We start from the raw sequence: 19,333 nt of genomic DNA, 5'->3' as shown, positions 1-19,333 counted from the left end.
GCGCTTCAGTCCGGCAGGTTGAACGGCGTGACGATCTGCACCTGTGACGGCGCAATCGGCCCGGCCTTCCAGAGCCGGTGGTAGTGCAGGATGTGCAGGAATACGTGGCGGGCATCGATCTGCAGGTTGTGATCGATGATCGCCGCGACTTTTTCTTCCCTCAGCAGTTGGCGGTTTTCTTCGTCAAGGTCGTGGCCGATGAACACCTCCAATGGACGGTCCTGGGCGGCAAACGCGTCGACAATTGCGCGGTTGCCACCGCCGACGCTGTACACCGCCTTCAGCCCGGGGTGCTGGAGCAAGGCTTGGGTCACTCGCTCAAAGGTGCGCTCATACACGCCGTAGCCGCCGCTGATATCCAGTACTCGCAGGTACTCGGCGCGGCCACGCAGCCAGGTACGAAAACCCATCTCGCGCTCTTCTTCGCCGCGGAACAATTCGCTGCCGATCACCACCGCCACGTCCTGCGCCTCGGTCGGCAGCCAGCGCGACATCAGGTAGGCCGCTGTCTGGCCGGCCGTGCGATTGTCCATGCCCACATAGCCGATGCGCTCGCTTTGGGGCAGGTCGGTGACCAAGGTCACCACCGGAATACCGGCCGCAATCAGTTGCTTGACGGCCAGGTTCACCGCCGGCTCATCCGCAGCCTTGAGCACCACGCCCTGGCTGCCCGTGTCGAGGCAGCGCAGCAGTTGGTCATGCATGGCCTGGGGCTCGATCTCCTCGAACAGGTGAAAACGTGGCGCGATGCGAAACGGTGCCAGGCTGGCCAATTGGCCAACGATCGCCGCCTGCACCGCCGCGCTGAAACGCTGGGGCGTGTGCATGATCACGTCCACATGGAAGGTACGCCCCACGGCCAAGCCATTTTTTTCCTGGGATTCCAACTCCTCCAATGCCTGCTCGATACGCCGCCGTGTCTGGGCGTGCACGCTGCCGCGCTGGTGCAACACGCGGTCCACCGTGGCCTTGCTGACGCCAGCCTGGGTGGCGAGTTGCTTGATGGAAAAGTGTTTTGCGCGTTCGAGCATGGGTTTCGCCTGAGGTGTTTTTGAGGTCTTTTTTGGGCGTTATTGAGGTTTTGCAATGCTAGTCTCAGTTTTGCCCGGCGTCGAGCCGGGCCAGCAAAACAACAAAAATTCCAGGAGAACCCCAATGCCCCACACCGATCTTGCGACCTCGTTCAGCGGCCAATACTTTGTCGTCACCGGCAGCACCCAGGGCCTCGGCGCGGCGGTGGCCCATACCCTGGCTCGCCGTGGTGCGGCCGGGCTGATCATTTGCGGGCGTCGCCGTACCGAGGGCGACGCGCAGGTGCGCCAGCTGGCCCAGTTGGATTGCCAGGCATTTTTTGTCGAGGCCGACCTGGAAAAGGTCGAAGACTGCCGCGCTATCATCGAAGCAGCGCGCGTCCATTTCGGTACCTTGCACGGCTTGGTGAACTGCGCCGGCATGTCTGACCGCGGCACCATTCTCGACACCTCGCCGGAGCTGTTCGAGCGCTTGTTTGCGGTCAATGTACGGGCGCCGTTTTTCCTCATGCAGGAAGCGTTGAAGCTGATGATCAGCAACGGTGTCGCAGGTGCGGTCGTCAATATCCAGAGCGTTACCGGCCATGGTGGGCAATCGTTCTTGAGTGCCTACGCGGCGTCCAAGGGCGCGCTGGCGATCCTGACCAAGAACGTAGCGTTCAGTGCCTTGCGCAACCGCATCCGCGTGAATGGCCTGAACATCGGCTGGATGGACACGCCCCACGAGGATCAGATCCAGCGCCAGTACCACGGCGCCCAGGACGGCTGGCTGGCCGAAGCCGAACGCGCCCAACCGTTTGGGCGCCTGCTCAAGCCCGAAGAGGTGGCGCGCAGCGTGGCATTTTTGCTGTCCGCCGAGTCGGGAATGATGAGCGGCGCGGTCATCGACCTGGAACAGGGCGTGGTCGGCTGCACCGACAGCAGCACCCCGCAACCTCACCAGGCCCTGAGCCTTCCAGGAGGTGTGTGATGTCGGCTTTCGTAAACGGCGACGCGGTGCGCCTGGCCGACTTCAGCCGGATCTGTGCGCAGCGCACCAACGCCAGCGACTACCCGCTGTGCCTTGAGGTACAAGGCAGTGTGCCGATCTATCAGGCCCACACCTTGCGCAACAGCGACCGCCTGGTCGTCATGAACGAGCTGCATCACCTGTTCCGTGACGGGCCCGGCGTAATGGTGGTGCGCCAAGCCTATGAAGACCTGGAAGTGGTGGACCGCCACAGCCAGGTCTTCGACGCGATCTTTGCCCATGAAGCCGCCCAAGGCGTGGCTGCCGATCACTTTGCCAAGGCCGGTAGCAATGGCAGGATCTGGAACGCGTTGCAGAAGGCGGCCTTACAGTCCCCCGAGTCTTTTGCCGAGTACTACGCCAACCCTCTGCTGGGGTTGATTGCCGAAGCCTGGTTGGGGCCGGGCTTTCAAGTCACGGCGCAAGTCAATGTGGTGCATCCAGGTGGCCAGGCGCAGCAGCCGCACCGTGACTATCACCTGGGTTTTCAGACCAGCGATGTGGTCGAACGTTTTCCGCTGCCGCTGCATGCGCTGTCCCAACATTTGACGTTGCAAGGTGCTATCGCACACTCGGATATGCCGCTGGAAACCGGCCCCACCCAACTGCTGCCCTTTTCCCAGCAGTACGCCTTGGGGTACCTGGCGTGGCGTCGCACGGAGTTTATCGACTACTTCCAGCAACACGCGGTGCAATTGCCGCTGAACAAGGGCGACTTGCTGTTCTTCAACCCGGCGCTGTTCCATGCCGCCGGCACCAACCGCACGGCCGATCGCCAGCGCATGGCTAACCTGCTGCAAATCTCCTCGGCGTTCGGCAAGCCGATGGAAGCCATCGACCGCGACCGCATGATGCTGGCGGTGTACCCGGTGCTGCTCGCCAACCCCAACCTGGATGCCCACGCCGTGGTCGCCTGTACCGCAGACGGGTACTCCTTCCCCACCAACCTCGACACCGACCCACCCTTGAGGGGCCTGGCCCCACAAACCGGGCAACAGCTGATGCTGCAAGCCCTCGACGAACGCTGGCCGTGCTCGGACTTCGCCGCCGCCGTGGTGCAGCTACGGGCCAAACGCCAAGCGTAAACCGCCCTGCTTTGACAACAACAAAAACAACGGAGCAAAACCATGAAGAAGCAACTCCTTGCGGCACTGTTAGTCCTGGCGTTCAGCCCTTGGGCGCTGGCCGACATTCGCATCGGCGTGAGCATCGCCCAGGTGGACGACGTATTCCTCGCACAAATGCGCGACTACATGGCCGCCCACGCCAGGGAACTGCCCGATGTCACCCTGCAGTTTGAAGACGCCCAGGGCGATGTGGTGCGACAACTCAATCAGGTGCAAAACTTCACCGCCCAGGGCATGGACGCGATTATCGTCAACGCGGTGGACACAGCGGCCACCCAGAAGATGACGCTCAATGCCCAGCAGGCCAAGATCCCGCTGGTGTACGTCAACCGCCGCCCGGAGTTCAAGGAGGTACCAGCGGGCGTGGGCTATGTCGGTTCGGACGAGATCAAGGCCGGCGAAATCCAGATGCGCTACCTGGCCGAGAAAATGGGCGGCAAGGGCAACCTGGCGATCATGCTCGGGCTGCTGTCCAACAACGCCACCCATAACCGCACGCTGGGGGTGAAGAGCGTGCTGAAGGACTACCCCGACATCAAGATCGTCGAGGAGCAAAGCGCCGAATGGCAGCGTGGCAAGGCGATTGACCTGATGAACAACTGGATCGTATCAGGGCGCAAAATCGATGCCGTGGCCGCGAATGCCGATGAAATGGCGATTGGCGCGGCCATGGCTATCAGCCAGGCAGGCATGCAGCCGGGTAAGGACATCCTGGTGGCCGGCAGTGACGGCGGCGCAGCGGGATTGGACGCGGTGAAAAAAGGCCAGTTGTTGGTCACGGTGTACCAGGACAACAAGGGCCAGGCAGTGGGTTCCATCGACCTGGCGGTGAAGATGGTCAAGCAGCAGCCGTACACGGCGGAGCTGACGATTCCTTATCAGCAGATCACCAAGGACAACTACCAAGCGTTCCTTAATCCCTGAAGGCCGCGCACTACCCATGGCAAGGGAGCTTGCGCCCTTGCCATACAGGCTTAGTTGAGCGTTCGCCGGGAAAACCCATTAACCACGATATAGAGCAGCGGCCCTACCGACACAAACACTGCCGTCAGTAAAAAATACGGCAGCACTGAGGCCATCGACCGCCCTCGCCCACGCGCATCCCGGTACATCCACACACACGCCAGCACCGCCATCAGATACAGGTCAATCACCACCTGTGCCGTATCGGGTCTGGACATCAGTTCCCATCCAAATGCCAACAGTGACTGCTCGGCCGTGAGCATGGTCGCCACGGTATAGACGGTGAATCCCAGCAAGGCCGCCAGGGCGATATAAGGTTTTTGCATGGTCTCTTCCTTGAAGTGCAACGTTGATCAACGCGGCCACCTTAGCGATAAAGGGCGGCCACTCGCAATGTTGCTGACGCCTTGCGCGGGGATGTCGTTCCCGCCGCCTACGCGAAGTAGGCCGCGCTGGTTTTGTGAAATATCTGTACGTAGACTGCCGCCATACCCCCACTTGAAGGCGGCGAAAAAAACGTGATGCAAGTTACTGAAGTCTCCATTGCCCAATTGCGCGCTGCGCTTGAAGCCGGCCAGACCACGGCAGTTGAACTGGTGCAGGCGTACCTGGCGCGGATAGATGCCTACGATGGCCCGCAGACGGCCACTGCACTGAACGCCGTGGTGGTACGCAACCCCGATGCGCTCAAAGAAGCCCAGGCGTCTGATGCACGCCGCGCCAAGGGGCAAACCCTGGGGCCACTGGATGGTATCCCCTACACGGCCAAGGACAGTTACCTGGTCAAGGGGTTGACGGCTGCATCCGGCAGCCCGGCGTTTGCCAAGCTGGTGGCCCAGCGCGATGCCTTCACCATTGAGCGTCTGCGTGCCGGTGGCGCTATCTGCCTGGGCAAGACCAACATGCCGCCGATGGCAAATGGCGGTATGCAGCGTGGCGTGTACGGTCGCGCCGAAAGCCCCTACAACGCCGACTACCTCACCGCGCCGTTTGCGTCGGGTTCCTCCAACGGTGCCGGCACCGCCACCGCCGCCAGCTTTGCCGCGTTCGGGCTGGCTGAAGAAACCTGGTCCAGCGGTCGCGGCCCGGCCTCCAACAATGGCCTGTGTGCCTACACGCCTTCACGCGGGGTGATTTCCGTGCGCGGCAACTGGCCGCTGACCCCGACCATGGACGTGGTAGTGCCCTACGCTCGCACCATGGCCGACCTGCTGGAAGTGCTCGACGTCGTGGTGGCCGAAGACCCGGACACACGAGGCGACCTGTGGCGCCTGCAACCCTGGGTGCCAATCCCCAGCGTCACCTCGGTGCGCCCGGAGTCCTACGCGGCGCTGGCAGTCAACAGCGAAAGCCTGGCCGGCAAGCGCTTTGGCGTGCCGCGCATGTACATCAACGCCGACCCGGAGGCTGGCACCAGCGAAAAACCCGGTATCGGCGGCCCGACCGGGCAAAAAATCCACACCCGCGCCACGGTGATTGAACTGTGGCAAGCCGCGCGCCAGGCATTGGAAGCGGCGGGTGCCGAAGTGATCGAAGTGGATTTCCCGCTGGTGTCCAACTGCGAAGGCGACCGCCCCGGCGCACCGACGGTGTTTACCCGTGGCCTGGTCTCTAAAGAGTTCCTCCACGACGAACTGTGGGAACTGTCAGCCTGGGCCTTCGATGACTTCCTGCGCGCCAACGGCGACCCGCACCTGAACCGCCTGGCCGATGTGGACGGGCCGAACATCTTCCCCCACGACCCCGGCACCCTGCCCAACCGTGAAGACGACCTGGCCGCCGGCATGGACGAATACGTGCGCATGGCCCAACGCGGCATCACCTCATGGGACCAGATCAGCACCGTGCCCGATGGCCTGCGCGGCCTGGAGCACACCCGGCGCCTGGACCTGGAAGACTGGATGGACACCCTGGGGCTTGACGCCGTGCTGTTCCCCACCGTGGCCGACGTAGGACCGGCCGATGCCGATGTGAACGAAGCGTCTGCCGATATCGCCTGGAGCAACGGCGTATGGGTCGCCAACGGCAACCTCGCCATCCGCCACCTGGGCGTACCCACCGTCACCGTGCCGATGGGCGTGATGGCGGACATTGGCATGCCGGTGGGGCTGACCTTCGCCGGGCGTGCCTATGACGATTCGGCGCTGTTGCGCTTTGCCTCGGCGTTCGAAGCCACCGGCAGCAAACGGATGATCCCGCCGCGTACGCCACCGCTGGCGGCTATCTAGCTGGGCTCCTCACTCAAAGTGTGGGAGCGGGCTTGCTCGCGAATGAAGTGTGTCAGTCCGCTCACTCAGTTGTTGTTCATATTTCAGTTCAAACACCGTGGTGCGACGACCGAAGAACCTCGTTGCGACGCTGCCACTCCTCCACCACTTCCCCCAAGGTCTTGGGTGCGCCATTACGAATCCACGCCATGAATGGACGGTTGAACTTGAACGCCGGGCCGCACTGCTCAAGCATAAAGCGGCGCACGTTCTGGGTGTTTTTGTAGCTAGGGGTGACGGGTGTAGCACGGGTGATGACGTCGCTGTGCCAGTCAAAATCCATGATGTACCTCGGCTGCGCGGATGGTGATGAACACTCTAGCGCCTCCTCACCTCAAGCTCCTGCAAATTTCACTTTCCTTTCCCCTTGAGAATATTGCATGGTTGTACGACGACATACCTCGTCGTATTTCCCAACAACAATAAGGAAACCCCCCCATGCCCAACTTCAAAGTGCTGATCGGATTTCTGTGCCTGTTCTGCGGCTACGTCGCCGCCGCGCCCGGCGCAGCCGAGAAGGATGTAGCCCAGGCAGTCGATCAATTGACCCAAGCCATGCTGCACCTGGACCTCAAGCAGCTTCATGCACTGACGTCCGACAAGCTCACCTACGGCCACTCCAGCGGCAAGGTGCAGAACAAGGCGCAATTCATTGCCGACCTAGAAACCCATACCAGCGCATTCAAAACCCTGGAGATGCAAAACCAGACCATCACCCTCAATGGCGATACCGCCCTGGTGCGCAACCACTTCCACGCCCTGGCAGTGAACAGCGGTGTGGACACACCAACCGATATCGATAACTTCCAGGTCTGGCAAAAACAGCATGGCAAATGGCTGCTGATTGGTCGCCAGGCTTACAAGTACTGAAGATCGCTCACCACGCCACCACCTTGCGCACCTTCACCAGCGCCTCACGCAACGCCGCCATCGGCACCGAACCCAGGGCCAGGCGCAGTGCGTGGGGCACCTGGGCCGAGACCGCGAACGGTTCGGCGGTTGAAACCGAGATGCCCGCCCGCTGCAAGGTCATGGCGACCTGATCGGCGCGGGCGTCTTCCGCCAACGGTAGCCACAGAAAGTAGGATGACGGGTGGCTGATGGTCTTCACGCCCCTCAGCACCTGTGCTGCCAACGCTTGACGAGCCTGGGCATCCGCACGCTTTTGCGCCTCCAGTTGCGCCACCGTGCCGTCCTCGAGCCAGCCCACCGCAATCGCGCTCATCACCCCCGGCACGTTCCAGGTAGTGGCCATGATCGTGCGTTCCAACCCGCTTACCCACGCCATAGGCGCAGCGATAAAGCCCACGCGTAAACCGGTGGCGACACTCTTGGACAGCCCGCCGATGTACACCGTGCGCTCGGGTGCGAGGGTCGCCAAGGGCGGCGGCGCTTCTTCGGCGAGAAACGCATAGGCGCCATCCTCGATGATCATCAGGTTGTGCTGCCGGGCGATTGCCACCAAGCGCTCGCGCTGCGCCAGGCTCATCACCCAGCCCAGCGGGTTATGCAGGGTCGGCATGCTGTACACCGCTCGCACCGGGCGCTGGCGACACAAGCTGTGCAGGTGGTCCAGGTCCGGGCCGCTGGCGGTGACTGGGATGGCGACCAGTTCCAGGTGCAGGGTTTCGGCCAGTACCTTGAACCCCGAATAGGTCAATGCATCCACCGCCACCACATCCCCAGGCTTGAGCAAGGTCATCATGCTCACCGCCAGGCCATGCTGGGCGCCGCTGACGACAAGCACCTGCTCGGCTTGCACCGCCAACCCTCGGTTCAACAAGTGCCGGGCCACGGCGGCGCGCTCGTGCACACGCCCGGCATGGGGCTGGTAGCGCAGCAGCGCCTCCAGATCGCCAGACAGGGCGAGCTGGCGCAACGCCGTGCGCAACAGCTCGGCCTGGCCCGGCAAAGACGGATAGTTGAAATTCAGGTCCAGCAAACCCGCCGCAACCGTCATCTGCCCGCTGCCCTGCCCCGGTGGCAAGGCAATCTCACGCACGAAGGTGCCGCGCCCGGTTTCGCCGCTGACCAGGCCCATGGCTTCCAGCTCGCTGTACACCCGGCTGGCGGTGACCAGTGCCAGACCATGCTCGGCGGCCAATCGCCGATGGGTAGGTAACCGCGTGCCGGGCTGCAATTGGCCGCTGCGGATGGCCTCGGCGAAGGTATCGACCAGCGTCTTGTAGCGAGCACGGGGCATAGGGATGTATCCATGACAATTTTTTGATTGTCTTAATCTTCAATCCTAGGATGCCCAGCACGCAACTGCCATTTTCGGACAGGTCCCCCATGGAACGCACTTCTCCTCTCGGCACTCTGGACAGCAGCACCCAGGGTTGGATCAACGGTTTTATCGGTGTGGTGATTTTCAGCGGCTCGCTGCCAGCCACGCGCCTGGCGGTGATGGAATTCGATCCGGTATTCCTGACCATGATCCGCGCCACCCTCGCGGCGCTACTGGGGTTGTGCCTATTGGGGGTATTCAAGGAAAAACGCCCCACGCGCCAGCAATGGGCACCGCTGGTTATCGTCGCGCTTGGCGTGGTGATCGGCTTTCCACTGCTGACGGCCATGGCCCTGCAGTACGTGACCTCGGCCCACTCCATCGTCTTTATCGGCCTGCTGCCACTGGCTACGGCGGTGTTCGGTGTGCTGCGCGGCGGTGAACGGCCGAGGCCGGTGTTCTGGTTGTTTTCGATCCTGGGCAGCCTATTGGTGATGGGATATGCCGTTGCCCAAGGCTTGAGCGCCGCACCCGCGGGCGATGTGTTGATGCTGTTGGCCGTGCTGGCATGCGGCCTGGGGTATGCCGAAGGCGCCAAGCTGTCGCGCAACCTGGGCGGCTGGCAGGTGATCTGCTGGGCGCTGGTGGTGTCGCTGCCGGTGGTGGCGCCCTTGAGCCTGTTGTTGGCGCCGTCCACCCTCAGCGGCATCAGCTTGCCGGCATGGCTGAGCCTGGGCTATGTGGCGTTGTTCAGCATGTTGATCGGCTTTGTATTCTGGTACCGCGGCCTGGCCCAAGGCGGGATTGCCGCGGTCGGCCAGTTGCAGTTGCTGCAACCGTTCTTCGGCCTGGCGCTGGCAGCGGGTTTGCTGCATGAACAGGTCAGCCTGGGCATGGTGCTGGTGACGGTGGCGGTGATCGGCTGCGTGGCCGGGGCGAAGAAGTTTGCTCGCTAACCCCTGGCCTGCTAAATAGAAGCGTCGCCCAAACAACAAGGACTCTGCATGCACAGCGCTTCTCTCCAGGACACCACGGCGCCGGAAGGCATCTGTTACGGCTGCGGCAGCAGCAACCCCCATGGCCTGCACATCAAGAGCCGCTGGGATGACGATGGCGTGCACGTCATTGCCGAGCATCAACCCGAGGCCAAATACAGCGGCTGGCCAGACCTGGTCTACGGTGGCCTGATCGCCATGCTGGTGGACTGCCATTCCAACTGGACCGCCATGGCCTACCACTACCGCGCCGAACAGCGTGAACCCGGCAGCCTGCCGCGCATCGACTGCGTCACCGGTAATCTGGGGATCAAATTCATCAAACCCACGCCCATGGGGGTGCCCCTGGTCCTGCGGGCTCGGGTCGAAGGCGAAATCGGCCGCAAAAGCCGTGTGGTCTGCGAAGTGTATGCAGGCAGCGTGCTCACCGCCGTCGGCGACTCGGTGTTCGTGCGCGTCGACACCGGGCAACTGGCCGCCGCAGCCCATGGCCGCGAGGTTTGATCCTGGTCTACAGTGACGGCAACCGCTAATCGAGGACTGCACCGATGACTCGTCTGACCGCGAAAGACTTTGCTCCCGAACTGCTGGAACTCTACGACGGCTATGCCCACGGCAAGATCAACCGCCGCGAATTTCTCGACCGCGCCGCGCTGTTCACCCTCGGTGGCCTCACCGCTTCGGCATTGCTCGCGGCCCTGAGCCCCAATTACGCCCTGGCCGAACAGGTGCAATTCACCGACCCGGATATCGTCGCCGACTACATCACCTACCCCTCGCCCAAAGGCAACGGCACCGTGCGCGGCTATCTGGTACGCCCAGCCAAGGCCGCAGGCAAACTGCCAGCCGTGGTGGTGGTGCATGAAAACCGGGGCCTGAACCCTTATATCGAAGACGTCGCCCGACGCCTGGCCAAGGCCGGCTTTATCGCCTTGGCCCCGGACGGCCTGACCTCGGTGGGCGGCTACCCTGGCAATGATGAAAAAGGCGTGGCACTGCAACAGACCGTCGACCCGACCAAACTGATGAACGACTTCTTCGCCGCCATCGAATGGCTGATGCACCACGACAGCAGCACGGGCAAAGTCGGCATCACCGGGTTCTGTTATGGCGGTGGCGTGACCAATGCAGCGGCGGTGGCCTACCCGGAACTGGGCGCGGCAGTGTCTTTCTACGGGCGCCAACCCGACGCCAAGGACGTGCCGCGCATCAAGGCGCCGATCCTGTTGCATTTCGGTGAACTGGATACGCGCATCAATAAAGGCTGGCCGGCGTATGAACAGGCATTGAAGGCCGCGGGGATGAGGTATGAGGCGTTTATCTACAAGGGCGCCAATCACGGCTTCCATAATGATTCGACACCGCGCTATGACGAAGCAGCGGCGAACCTTGCCTGGGAACGCACCCTGGGATGGTTCCGCCAATACCTCGCCTAGCCAAGCGCTGACGGTGGGAGCGGGCTTGCCCGCGAAGGCAGTGTGTCAGTCGCTGCACCTGTGACTGCACAACCGCTTTCGCAGGCAAGCCAGCTGCCACCTTTGATCTTCATTGCTTTGGGCATTGCGTTCGCTAGACTGATCGGCGTCAGCTCAGGCAACACTCGCCTGTAACCACCCTTTGAACGCCACCATCGCGGGTGTCTCAGCCCGCGACTGCAAGCGCGTCAACCAATAGCTGCCGGTGGTGATCCCCATCTCGAACGGCTGGCGGATCACATCGTTCTCCAATTGCCGCGAAAACATACGAGCTGGCGCCAGTGCCACGCCGGCACCTTGCAGCGCGGCCTCCATCATTGCCAGCGAGGAGTCGAACACCACGCTGCGCGGCACCCGGGTATCGCTGGGCAAACCGGCGGCCTGGAACCACAGGCTCCACTCATCGGCACGGTAGGAACGCAGCAAGGTATGCTTCAACACGTCAGCCGGGCTGCGCAGTTGTTCGGCAATCTGCGGCACGCACAACACCGTCAACGGTGCCTCAAGCAAAGGGCACGCATCGGTGCCGTGCCACGCGCCGGCGCCAAAGCGGATGGCATAATCCAGGCCCTCGGCGGCGACATCCACGCGGTTGTTGTGGGTGGACAAGCGTAAGTCGATCAACGGGTAGCGGCTATGAAAATCCGCCAGGCGTGGCAACAACCAGCCCACCGCAAAGGTACCGACCGCCCCCACCGTCAGGACTTCCCGGTAATGGCCGCCTTCAAACTGATCCAAGGTCAGGGCGATACGGTCGAAGGCGTCACGCAGCACGGGCAGCAGGGATTCGCCTTCGCTGGTGAGCATCAAGCCCCGAGGCAGGCGCTTGAACAGCGTGACGTTGAGTTGCGCTTCGAGACTTTTGACCTGATGACTGACTGCCGCTTGGGTCACGCACAGCTCAATGGCCGCACGGGTAAAGCTCAAATGGCGCGCCGACGCTTCGAAGGCGCGCAAGGCATTGAGCGGCAGGTGGGAACGCAGCATGACATGACCCAAATTTTTCTAATGGCTGGTGCGAGATATCATCGTTTGCCCACGTCGGGAAATCCACCTACATTTGCCACGCCTGCGCAGGCCACCATCGCCACTGCCTTATTTACATGGAAGCGAACCATGAAACACACCCTGAAAAAATATGCGGTTTCAGCCCTGTTGCTGGGCGCCGGCAGCTGCATGGCCGCCACCGACATGCGCCAGGTCGTGGACAGCCACGTCACCCCTCTGATGAAACAGCAAGGCATCCCGGGCCTGACGGTCGCGGTCGTCCAGCACGGCAAAGTGCAATACTTTAACTACGGCGTCGCCGCCAAAGACACCCAGGCACCCGTCACTGAAAACACCCTGTTCGAAATCGGCTCTGTGAGCAAAACCTTCAACGCCACCCTCGGCGGGTATGCCCAGGCCATCGGCAAGCTCAAGCTGTCGGACATGACCAGCCAACATCTGCCCGTTTTGGCTGGCAGCGCGTTCGATCGCATCAGCCTGCTGCAACTGGCCACCTATACCGCCGGCGGCCTGACGCTGCAGTTTCCGGATGCCGCCGACAGTGCAACCACCATGATGGATTATTTCCGGCAGTGGAAACCCACTTACGCACCGGGGGAACAACGCCTGTATTCCAACCCCAGCATTGGCCTGTTCGGTTACGTGACCGCAAAAAGCCTGGGCCAGCCGTTCACCGTCGCCATGGAAAAAACCCTGCTGCCCAAGCTGGGCTTGACCAATACCTACACTCGCGTCCCCGCCGACAAGGCCGGCCAATACGCCCAGGGCTATGACAGCCAGCAGAAACCGGTACGCGTCAACCCTGGCGCCCTGGACTTCGAAGCCTATGGCCTCAAGAGCAGCAGCCAGGACCTGGCCCGCTACGTGATCGCGAACATGCACCCGCAAACCCTGGAGCAACCGGTGCAGCAGGCCCTTGCCACCACTCACGCCGGCTACTACACCGTCAACGGCATGACCCAGGGCCTGGGCTGGGAACGCTACCCCTACCCCATCGCCCTGCAAGCGTTGCTTGACGGCAACTCCACACCGATGGCGATGGAACCGCACAAGGTTAACTGGCTCAAACCCGCCCAGCCGCAGCCCGCCAACGTGCTCTACAACAAAACCGGCTCCACCGGCGGCTTTGGCGCTTATGTGGCGTATGTACCCAGCAAGGACATGGGTGTGGTAATCCTCGCCAACAAGAACTACCCGAATGCCGAACGGGTGAAAGTGGCTTATGCGATCTTGAGTGCAATGGATAACTGAAGCCGGTATACCCCGATGGGCGGGGGCTTGCCTTAGTGTCGGTGGTGCACGTTTGAAGATCGCTGGGCTCTAGGTACAATCACCGCCCTCTCCCACTCCCCCAAGGATCCGCCATGTCCGGGCTTGAACTGTTTGCCGCCGCCCTGGGGGTGATCGCCGTTTGGCTAACGGTCAAACAAAACCCCTGGTGCTGGCCCATCGGCCTGGTGATGGTGTTGCTCTACACCTGGGTTTTCTTTGAGGTCAAGCTCTACTCCGACATGCTCCTGCAATTGGTCTATGCGGCCTTGCAGGTCTACGGCTGGTGGCAGTGGACCCGCGCCGGCGAGGTCAAGCAGGGCCGCCAGGTCACTAGCCTGGGCGTGCCGGCGATCATGGCCAGCCTGGCTGTTGGCGCCGTCGGCAGCCTGTTGCTGGGTGCCGCCATGGCCCACTGGACCGACGCCGCCCAGCCCTGGCTGGACGCCGCGCTCACCGGTTTCAGCCTGGTGGCGCAGATGTGGATGGCGCAAAAACGCGTGCAGTGCTGGGCATTATGGATCGTGGTCGATGTGATCTTCGTCGGCCTGTTCCTTTACAAAGGCCTCTACCTCACCGCCGCGCTCTACGCGCTGTTTACCGTGATTGCCGTGCAAGGTTGGCGCGAGTGGCGCGCCGACCCGGCGTTGCGCACATGAAAGTGGTGGTATTGGCGGGCCCCGAATCCAGCGGCAAGAGCTGGCTGGCGGCGCAGTTGCACGCGCACTTCGGCGGGTTGATGGTGGGGGAATATGTGCGGTACTTCATCGATCAGCATCAGCGCGACACCACCCTGGCGGATATCCCGGCCATCGCCGAAGGCCAGTTGGCTTGGGAGGATGCCGCCCGCGCCAAATGCCCCGCGTTGCTGATCCTCGACACCCACCTGCTGACCAACAAACTCTGGAGCCAGACCCTGTTCGGCGATTACCCCGGCTGGCTTGATGACGAACTCCTGGCGCGGCATTACGACCTGCACCTGCTGCTCTCCCCCGAAGACGTGGAATGGAGTGCCGACGGCCAGCGCTGCCAGCCGGAACTGGCGGATCGCCGGGCGTTTTTTCAGGCCAGCCTGGAGTGGATGCAGGAGCATCGACAGCCACGGGTGGTGATTGGTGGAGACTGGGAACAACGGCGCCAGGCGGCATTTGCCGCAGTAACCCAGCTGCTCAAGCCCTGACACACTGCCCCCTGTGGGAGCGGGCTTGCTCGCGAATGCTCTGTATCAGCTAGCACATGCATAGACTGACCCACCGCTTTCGCGGGCAAGCCCGCTCCCACATTTTTTACCGTACCAGGCTTCAGTAGCCCAACGACAACCCCGTATTGCGTCGCGGGTCATTGGCCCCATAGAAGCGGTTGTTACCCACCGGCTTGCCATCCAGAGAAGGCGCACCGACCAGGATCGCGGCCAAATGGTTGGCATCTTGGGGACCTGCAAACTTATGGCCCCAGCTCTCGAGAATCTTCTGGGTATCCGGGCTCACGGCAAACGTCTCAAGGTTGGTGGTCTCAGGCATCCACTGCTGGTGGAAACGCGGCGCGTCCACGGCTTCCTGGATATTCATCTTGTAGTCGATGACATTCAGGATGGTCAGCAAAGTCGCAGTGATGATGCGACTGCCCCCCGGTGTACCGACCACCATCACCGCCTTGCCGTCCTTGGTGACGATGGTCGGGCTCATCGACGACAGCGGCGCCTTGCCCGGTGCGATGGCGTTGGCTTCGCCCTGCACCAGCCCATACATATTCGGTACGCCGACCTTGACGGTGAAGTCGTCCATTTCATCGTTGAGGATCACCCCGGTCTTGCTCGCCATCACCCCGGCGCCAAACCAGTCGTTGAGGGTATAAGTCACCGAGACCGCGTTGCCCCATTGGTCGACGATGGAATAGTGGGTGGTGTTATTGCCTTCATGGGGCGATACACCTGGCTTGATCGCCTGGGAGTCACCGGCCTTCTGCGGTTCGATCGCCGCGCGCAGCTTAGCCGCATAGTTTTTGTCCAGCAGGTGCTCAATGGGGTTCTTCACGAAGTCCGGGTCGCCGAGATAGCTGTTGCGGTCCACGTAGGCGTGGCGCATCGCTTCGATCTGGTAGTGCAGGCCCTGGGCCGAGTGATAGCCCAGATCGGCCATCGGGTAGCCTTCGAGGATATTCATGATCTGGCAGATCACCACACCGCCCGAGCTGGGTGGCGGCGCCGAGACCACATGGTAGCCACGGTAGTCGCACTCGATGGGGGCCAGTTCGCGGGTTTTGTAGGCGTCGAGGTCAGCCTGGGTGATGATGCCTTTGCCGGCCTGGCTGGAATCCACCACCGCCTTGGCGACCCAGCCTTTATAGAAACCGTCGGTGCCCTTGGCCGAGATTTCCTTGAGGGTCTTGGCCAGGTCCTTCTGCACCAGCTTCTGGCCTACCTGCATCGGCTCGCCGTTATGCAGGAAGATGCCACGCATATCCTGGTCTTTTTCGAACTCACCGGTGGCGGTGTGCAACAGGTCGATATCGCCCTGCTCCAGCTCAAAGCCGTTTTCCGCCAGCTTGATCGCCGGGGCAATCACTTGGGCGCGCTTGAGTGTGCCGTATTTGCTCAGGGCCAGTTCCATGCCGGACACCGTGCCCGGTACGCCGACCGCCAAATGGCCTTTGGCGCTGAGGCCTTCGACCACATTGCCGGCCTTGTCGAGGTACATGTCAGCCGTCGCCGCCAACGGGGCTTTTTCGCGGAAGTCGAGGAAGGTCTTGCGCCCGTCCGCCAGTTGCACGGTCATGAAGCCGCCGCCGCCCAGATTGCCCGCCGCCGGGTACACCACCGCCAGCGCATAACCTACCGCCACCGCCGCATCGACCGCGTTGCCGCCGGCCTTGAGCACATCGACACCCACATGGGTTGCCAGGTGCTGGGCCGTGACCACCATGCCATTTTCACCCGCAACCGGGGCTTGGGAAGCTGCGTGCACCCCGTTGACCGTTAATACCAGCGCGGTAGCAATCAAGGTGTGACTCAAGGGTTGGTATTTCATCCATGGCTACTCTGATTATTGAGATGCACCAAAATAGCCCCTCGCTGATTCAATCCCCAGCGCAATGGCGTTTTTATTACAGAACTTGTCGGTCATGGAACGCACACCGCTGTGCAAGGCGGCAATCAGCTCTGGCCTATAAAATTAATGGCGCTAGAATCGGCGCCATTCTTTCGCAGCCGCCCTGATACGAGCCTGTCCATGAGCTTTGATTTCGACACGATCCACCCACGCTTCGATACCGGCAGTACCAAGTGGAGCCGTTACCCGCAAGACGTTCTGCCGATGTGGATCGCCGATATGGACATCGCCGCGCCGCCCGCCATCTTGCAAGCCCTGCACGCGCGGCTCGACCAGCAGATTCTCGGCTACAGCGTGGCCGGCCCGGACGTGCGCGATGCCATCGTCGCTGACCTGTGGGCCAAGTACGCCTGGCGCGTACAGCCCGAAGAACTGCTGTTCCTGCCTGGCGTCGAGCCTGGCTTCAATATGGCCCTGCACGCCTTCGTCCAGCCTGGCCAGGCGGTGGTGCTGCAAACCCCCAACTATCGGCCGATTCGCCTGGCGCCCGGCAACTGGAACCTGCCACGCATCGAGGTGCCGTTCGAGCAAGTCAACGGCGAGTTCCTCACGCCCTTGCCCGCGATGCGCCAAGCCCTAAACGGGGCCGGAGCCCTGTTGCTGAGCAACCCGCACAACCCCATCGGCAAAGTGTTTCCCCGTGGAGAGCTGATGGCAGTGGCCAATGCCTGCCTGGAAACCGGCGCATTGATCATCAGCGACGAAATCCACGCCGAGCTGTGCTTTGACGGCCGCCGCCACATCCCCACCGCCAGCCTCAGCCCAGAGATTGCCCAGCGCACCATCACGCTGATGTCGGCGAGCAAGGCGTATAACGTGGCCGGCCTGAAGACCTGCTTCGCCGTGATCCAGAACGCCGAGGTGCGCGAGCGTTTCAATCAGGCGCGCTGTGGCATGGTCGACAGCGTCAGCCCTCTGGGCCTGGAAGCCACCCGCGCCGCCTACAGCGAATGCACCGACTGGCTCAGCGCGCTGGTGCAGTACCTGCAAGCCAACCGCGACTACCTGCTTGATGCGGTAAAAACCCGCCTGCCCGGCGTGGTGATGCATGCACCACAGGGCACCTTCCTGGCGTGGCTCGATTGCAGCGCTCTTGGCCTGGATGACCCGCAGCAGTTTTTCCTTGAGCAGGCCAAGGTCGGCCTGAGCGCGGGGATCGAATTTGGTGATGACAGCCAACAGTTCGTGCGCCTGAACTTCGGTTGCCCACGATTGATGCTGGAGGAAGGCGTCGAACGCATGGAGATCTGCTTGCAAAACCGCTGACTTCGGTCGCAGTTGCACGGGAAGAGAACGCGCCTCTTCCCGGGCTGTTTTGTCCACTCACAACTTGGCGATGGACACTTCCGTCGACTTCACAAAGGCAATCACTTCGCTGCCCACCTTCAATTCCAGGTCACGCACCGAGCGCGTGGTGATCACCGACGTCACAATGCCCGATGCGGTCTGCACGTCGATTTCCGACACCACTTCCCCCAGCAGAATCTCCTTGATCACGCCTTTGAACTGGTTGCGCACGTTGATCGCTTTGATGGTCATGTCGGCTTTCCTTTTGGCTGTTGGGTCAATCCGCACGAATGCGCAGGCCCTCAAAATGCGCTGCCGGATAAAATATTAAAAGGAATAAATACCTATTTATTTATTCGATAAGGATATATCTAAAAATTATGTGTCGTGCCCAGCAGCGACCTATGACCGCACATCTTGTGCGTTGACCAACTTTGTTACACCCCATATAGTGTGCCTACAAACAGATCAGACCACTACATAGTGTGCAGCGCCGGTATTTTACCGATCACACTACGCGCAGTATTTCAATGCCTTGTAGCCTGCAAAAACATTTATTTTTCGAGTATCAGGAAGGAGTATTTCCATGCTGAGTTGGGATGAAGTCGACAACGAAGACACCGGTGCAGCGGTGATCAAAGGCGCCAACGCCGGCCACGCCACCGAAGCCAACATGGACCGCCTCGACGGTGCCGGCGCCGCTGCCGCCGTGGAAGCCCGCGCCGTCACCGCCAACGACTCCGCCGCCATCGTGCGCGCCAAGGCCGCCCTGGACAAACTCGACGTCGCCGAAGGCCTCGCCGAGCTGGAAGGTGCCTCCGCCCGCGTCGCCGTTGATGAAAAGCGCATGATCAACTGCCGCGCCGACCTCAACCAACTCGTGCCATTCAAGTACGACTGGGCCTGGCAGAAGTACCTCGACGGCTGCGCCAACCACTGGATGCCGCAAGAGGTCAACATGACCGCCGACATCGCCCTGTGGAAAAACCCAGAAGGCCTGACCGACGACGAGCGCCGCATCGTCATGCGCAACCTGGGCTTCTTCTCCACCGCCGACTCCCTGGTAGCCAACAACCTGGTGCTGGCCGTGTACCGCCTGATCACCAACCCGGAGTGCCGCCAGTACATCCTGCGCCAGGCCTTCGAAGAAGCGATCCACACCCACGCCTACCAGTACTGCATCGAATCGCTGGCCATGGATGAAGGCGAGATCTTCAACATGTACCACGAGATTCCATCGGTGGCCAAAAAGGCCGCCTGGGGCCTGAAGTACACCCGCTCGATCTCCGATCCGAAGTTCGAAACCGGCACCGTCGACACCGACAAAGAGCTGCTGCGCAACCTGGTCGCCTACTACTGCGTACTGGAAGGCATCTTCTTCTACTGCGGCTTCACCCAGATCCTGTCCATGGGCCGCCGCAACAAGATGACCGGCGTGGCCGAGCAGTTCCAGTACATCCTGCGCGATGAGTCGACGCACCTGACCTTCCGCATCGACGTTATCAACCCAGATCAAAATCCACAACCCACCCCCCTCTGCGACACCGAGAGAAATAAACACCCAACCC

19 protein-coding genes and 1 pseudogene are annotated in these 19,333 nt (G+C 61.7%); 13 read left to right on the top strand and 7 right to left on the bottom strand.

Annotated features, from left to right (window positions below; translation table 11 throughout):
• Positions 1-5: 5 nt before the first annotated feature.
• Positions 6-1,031, bottom strand: a complete 1,026-nt coding sequence (locus BMH52_RS05605; RefSeq protein WP_073843130.1) for a LacI family DNA-binding transcriptional regulator — start codon at positions 1,029-1,031, stop codon at positions 6-8.
• Positions 1,032-1,155: 124 nt separating this feature from the next.
• On the opposite strand from BMH52_RS05605, the gene BMH52_RS05600 reads away from it, so the two are divergent.
• Genes BMH52_RS05600 through BMH52_RS05590 form a run of 3 tightly spaced genes read left to right on the top strand, consistent with a single transcriptional unit; the run spans position 1,156 to position 4,091 of the window.
• Complete coding sequence (locus BMH52_RS05600; RefSeq protein WP_057975764.1) at positions 1,156-2,001, top strand: SDR family oxidoreductase; 846 nt, start codon at positions 1,156-1,158, stop codon at positions 1,999-2,001.
• Complete coding sequence (locus BMH52_RS05595) at positions 2,001-3,125, top strand: phytanoyl-CoA dioxygenase family protein (protein ID WP_072434663.1); 1,125 nt, start codon at positions 2,001-2,003, stop codon at positions 3,123-3,125. The genes BMH52_RS05600 and BMH52_RS05595 overlap by 1 nt, the downstream gene beginning before the upstream one ends.
• 42 nt (positions 3,126-3,167) lie before the next feature.
• The gene (locus BMH52_RS05590) at positions 3,168-4,091 is read left to right on the top strand and encodes a sugar ABC transporter substrate-binding protein (RefSeq protein ID WP_057975762.1); all 924 of its coding nucleotides are present in this window, start codon (positions 3,168-3,170) and stop codon (positions 4,089-4,091) included.
• Between the two features lie 50 nt (positions 4,092-4,141).
• On the opposite strand, the gene BMH52_RS05585 is transcribed toward BMH52_RS05590, so the two are convergent.
• A complete protein-coding gene (locus tag BMH52_RS05585) occupies positions 4,142-4,456 on the bottom strand; it encodes a DUF2834 domain-containing protein (RefSeq protein WP_056784659.1) in 315 nt (104 codons plus the stop codon).
• Between the two features lie 192 nt (positions 4,457-4,648).
• Between BMH52_RS05585 and BMH52_RS05580 the strand changes: the two genes are divergently transcribed.
• On the top strand, positions 4,649-6,358 hold the full coding sequence (locus BMH52_RS05580) for an amidase (protein ID WP_072434664.1): 1,710 nt from the start codon (positions 4,649-4,651) through the stop codon (positions 6,356-6,358).
• Between the two features lie 88 nt (positions 6,359-6,446).
• Here the strand turns inward: BMH52_RS05580 and BMH52_RS05575 are convergent, their stop codons facing one another.
• Complete coding sequence (locus BMH52_RS05575) at positions 6,447-6,680, bottom strand: DUF6434 domain-containing protein (RefSeq protein WP_014718652.1); 234 nt, start codon at positions 6,678-6,680, stop codon at positions 6,447-6,449.
• Between the two features lie 155 nt (positions 6,681-6,835).
• Here BMH52_RS05575 and BMH52_RS05570 point away from each other — a divergent pair, with 155 nt between their 5' ends.
• A complete protein-coding gene (locus BMH52_RS05570) occupies positions 6,836-7,267 on the top strand; it encodes a nuclear transport factor 2 family protein (RefSeq protein ID WP_014718653.1) in 432 nt (143 codons plus the stop codon).
• 7 nt (positions 7,268-7,274) lie between these two features.
• Here BMH52_RS05570 and BMH52_RS05565 read toward each other — a convergent pair whose 3' ends face one another.
• A complete protein-coding gene (locus tag BMH52_RS05565) occupies positions 7,275-8,600 on the bottom strand; it encodes a PLP-dependent aminotransferase family protein (protein ID WP_073843128.1) in 1,326 nt (441 codons plus the stop codon).
• Between the two features lie 89 nt (positions 8,601-8,689).
• Between BMH52_RS05565 and BMH52_RS05560 the strand changes: the two genes are divergently transcribed.
• Genes BMH52_RS05560 through yghX form a run of 3 tightly spaced genes read left to right on the top strand, consistent with a single transcriptional unit; the run spans position 8,690 to position 11,055 of the window.
• Complete coding sequence (locus BMH52_RS05560) at positions 8,690-9,580, top strand: DMT family transporter (protein ID WP_073843126.1); 891 nt, start codon at positions 8,690-8,692, stop codon at positions 9,578-9,580.
• 48 nt (positions 9,581-9,628) lie between these two features.
• The gene (locus BMH52_RS05555; protein ID WP_054897340.1) at positions 9,629-10,123 is read left to right on the top strand and encodes a PaaI family thioesterase; all 495 of its coding nucleotides are present in this window, start codon (positions 9,629-9,631) and stop codon (positions 10,121-10,123) included.
• Between the two features lie 44 nt (positions 10,124-10,167).
• The gene (gene yghX, locus BMH52_RS05550) at positions 10,168-11,055 is read left to right on the top strand and encodes a YghX family hydrolase (RefSeq protein ID WP_073843124.1); all 888 of its coding nucleotides are present in this window, start codon (positions 10,168-10,170) and stop codon (positions 11,053-11,055) included.
• Between the two features lie 153 nt (positions 11,056-11,208).
• Here yghX and BMH52_RS05545 read toward each other — a convergent pair whose 3' ends face one another.
• Complete coding sequence (locus BMH52_RS05545) at positions 11,209-12,081, bottom strand: LysR family transcriptional regulator (protein WP_072434666.1); 873 nt, start codon at positions 12,079-12,081, stop codon at positions 11,209-11,211.
• 129 nt (positions 12,082-12,210) lie between these two features.
• Between BMH52_RS05545 and ampC the strand changes: the two genes are divergently transcribed.
• The 3 genes from ampC (at position 12,211) to BMH52_RS05530 (ending at position 14,551) form a co-directional block, all read left to right on the top strand.
• Positions 12,211-13,353 carry a class C beta-lactamase gene (ampC, locus tag BMH52_RS05540; RefSeq protein ID WP_014718658.1) on the top strand — a complete coding sequence of 381 codons (1,143 nt, stop codon included), beginning with the start codon at positions 12,211-12,213 and terminating at the stop codon, positions 13,351-13,353.
• A 113-nt stretch (positions 13,354-13,466) separates the two neighbouring features.
• The gene (gene pnuC, locus BMH52_RS05535) at positions 13,467-14,030 is read left to right on the top strand and encodes a nicotinamide riboside transporter PnuC (RefSeq protein ID WP_014718659.1); all 564 of its coding nucleotides are present in this window, start codon (positions 13,467-13,469) and stop codon (positions 14,028-14,030) included.
• Complete coding sequence (locus tag BMH52_RS05530) at positions 14,027-14,551, top strand: AAA family ATPase (protein ID WP_014718660.1); 525 nt, start codon at positions 14,027-14,029, stop codon at positions 14,549-14,551. Before pnuC ends, BMH52_RS05530 begins: the two co-directional genes overlap by 4 nt.
• 121 nt (positions 14,552-14,672) lie before the next feature.
• On the opposite strand, the gene ggt is transcribed toward BMH52_RS05530, so the two are convergent.
• Positions 14,673-16,397 carry a gamma-glutamyltransferase gene (ggt, locus tag BMH52_RS05525; RefSeq protein WP_072434667.1) on the bottom strand — a complete coding sequence of 575 codons (1,725 nt, stop codon included), beginning with the start codon at positions 16,395-16,397 and terminating at the stop codon, positions 14,673-14,675.
• A 201-nt stretch (positions 16,398-16,598) separates the two neighbouring features.
• On the opposite strand from ggt, the gene BMH52_RS05520 reads away from it, so the two are divergent.
• Positions 16,599-17,744, top strand: coding sequence for a MalY/PatB family protein (locus BMH52_RS05520; protein ID WP_072434668.1), 1,146 nt, complete (start codon positions 16,599-16,601; stop codon positions 17,742-17,744).
• Positions 17,745-17,801: 57 nt separating this feature from the next.
• On the opposite strand, the gene BMH52_RS05515 is transcribed toward BMH52_RS05520, so the two are convergent.
• The gene (locus BMH52_RS05515) at positions 17,802-18,017 is read right to left on the bottom strand and encodes a molybdopterin-binding protein (protein WP_003173733.1); all 216 of its coding nucleotides are present in this window, start codon (positions 18,015-18,017) and stop codon (positions 17,802-17,804) included.
• 334 nt (positions 18,018-18,351) lie between these two features.
• Here BMH52_RS05515 and BMH52_RS05510 point away from each other — a divergent pair.
• Positions 18,352-19,333: pseudogene (locus BMH52_RS05510) on the top strand (ribonucleotide-diphosphate reductase subunit beta); the annotation flags it as partial.

The organism is Pseudomonas sp. BTN1, assembly GCF_001907715.1.
GTDB lineage: Bacteria > Pseudomonadota > Gammaproteobacteria > Pseudomonadales > Pseudomonadaceae > Aquipseudomonas > Aquipseudomonas paracarnis.
This window is presented reverse-complemented; position numbering and strand designations above follow the sequence as displayed.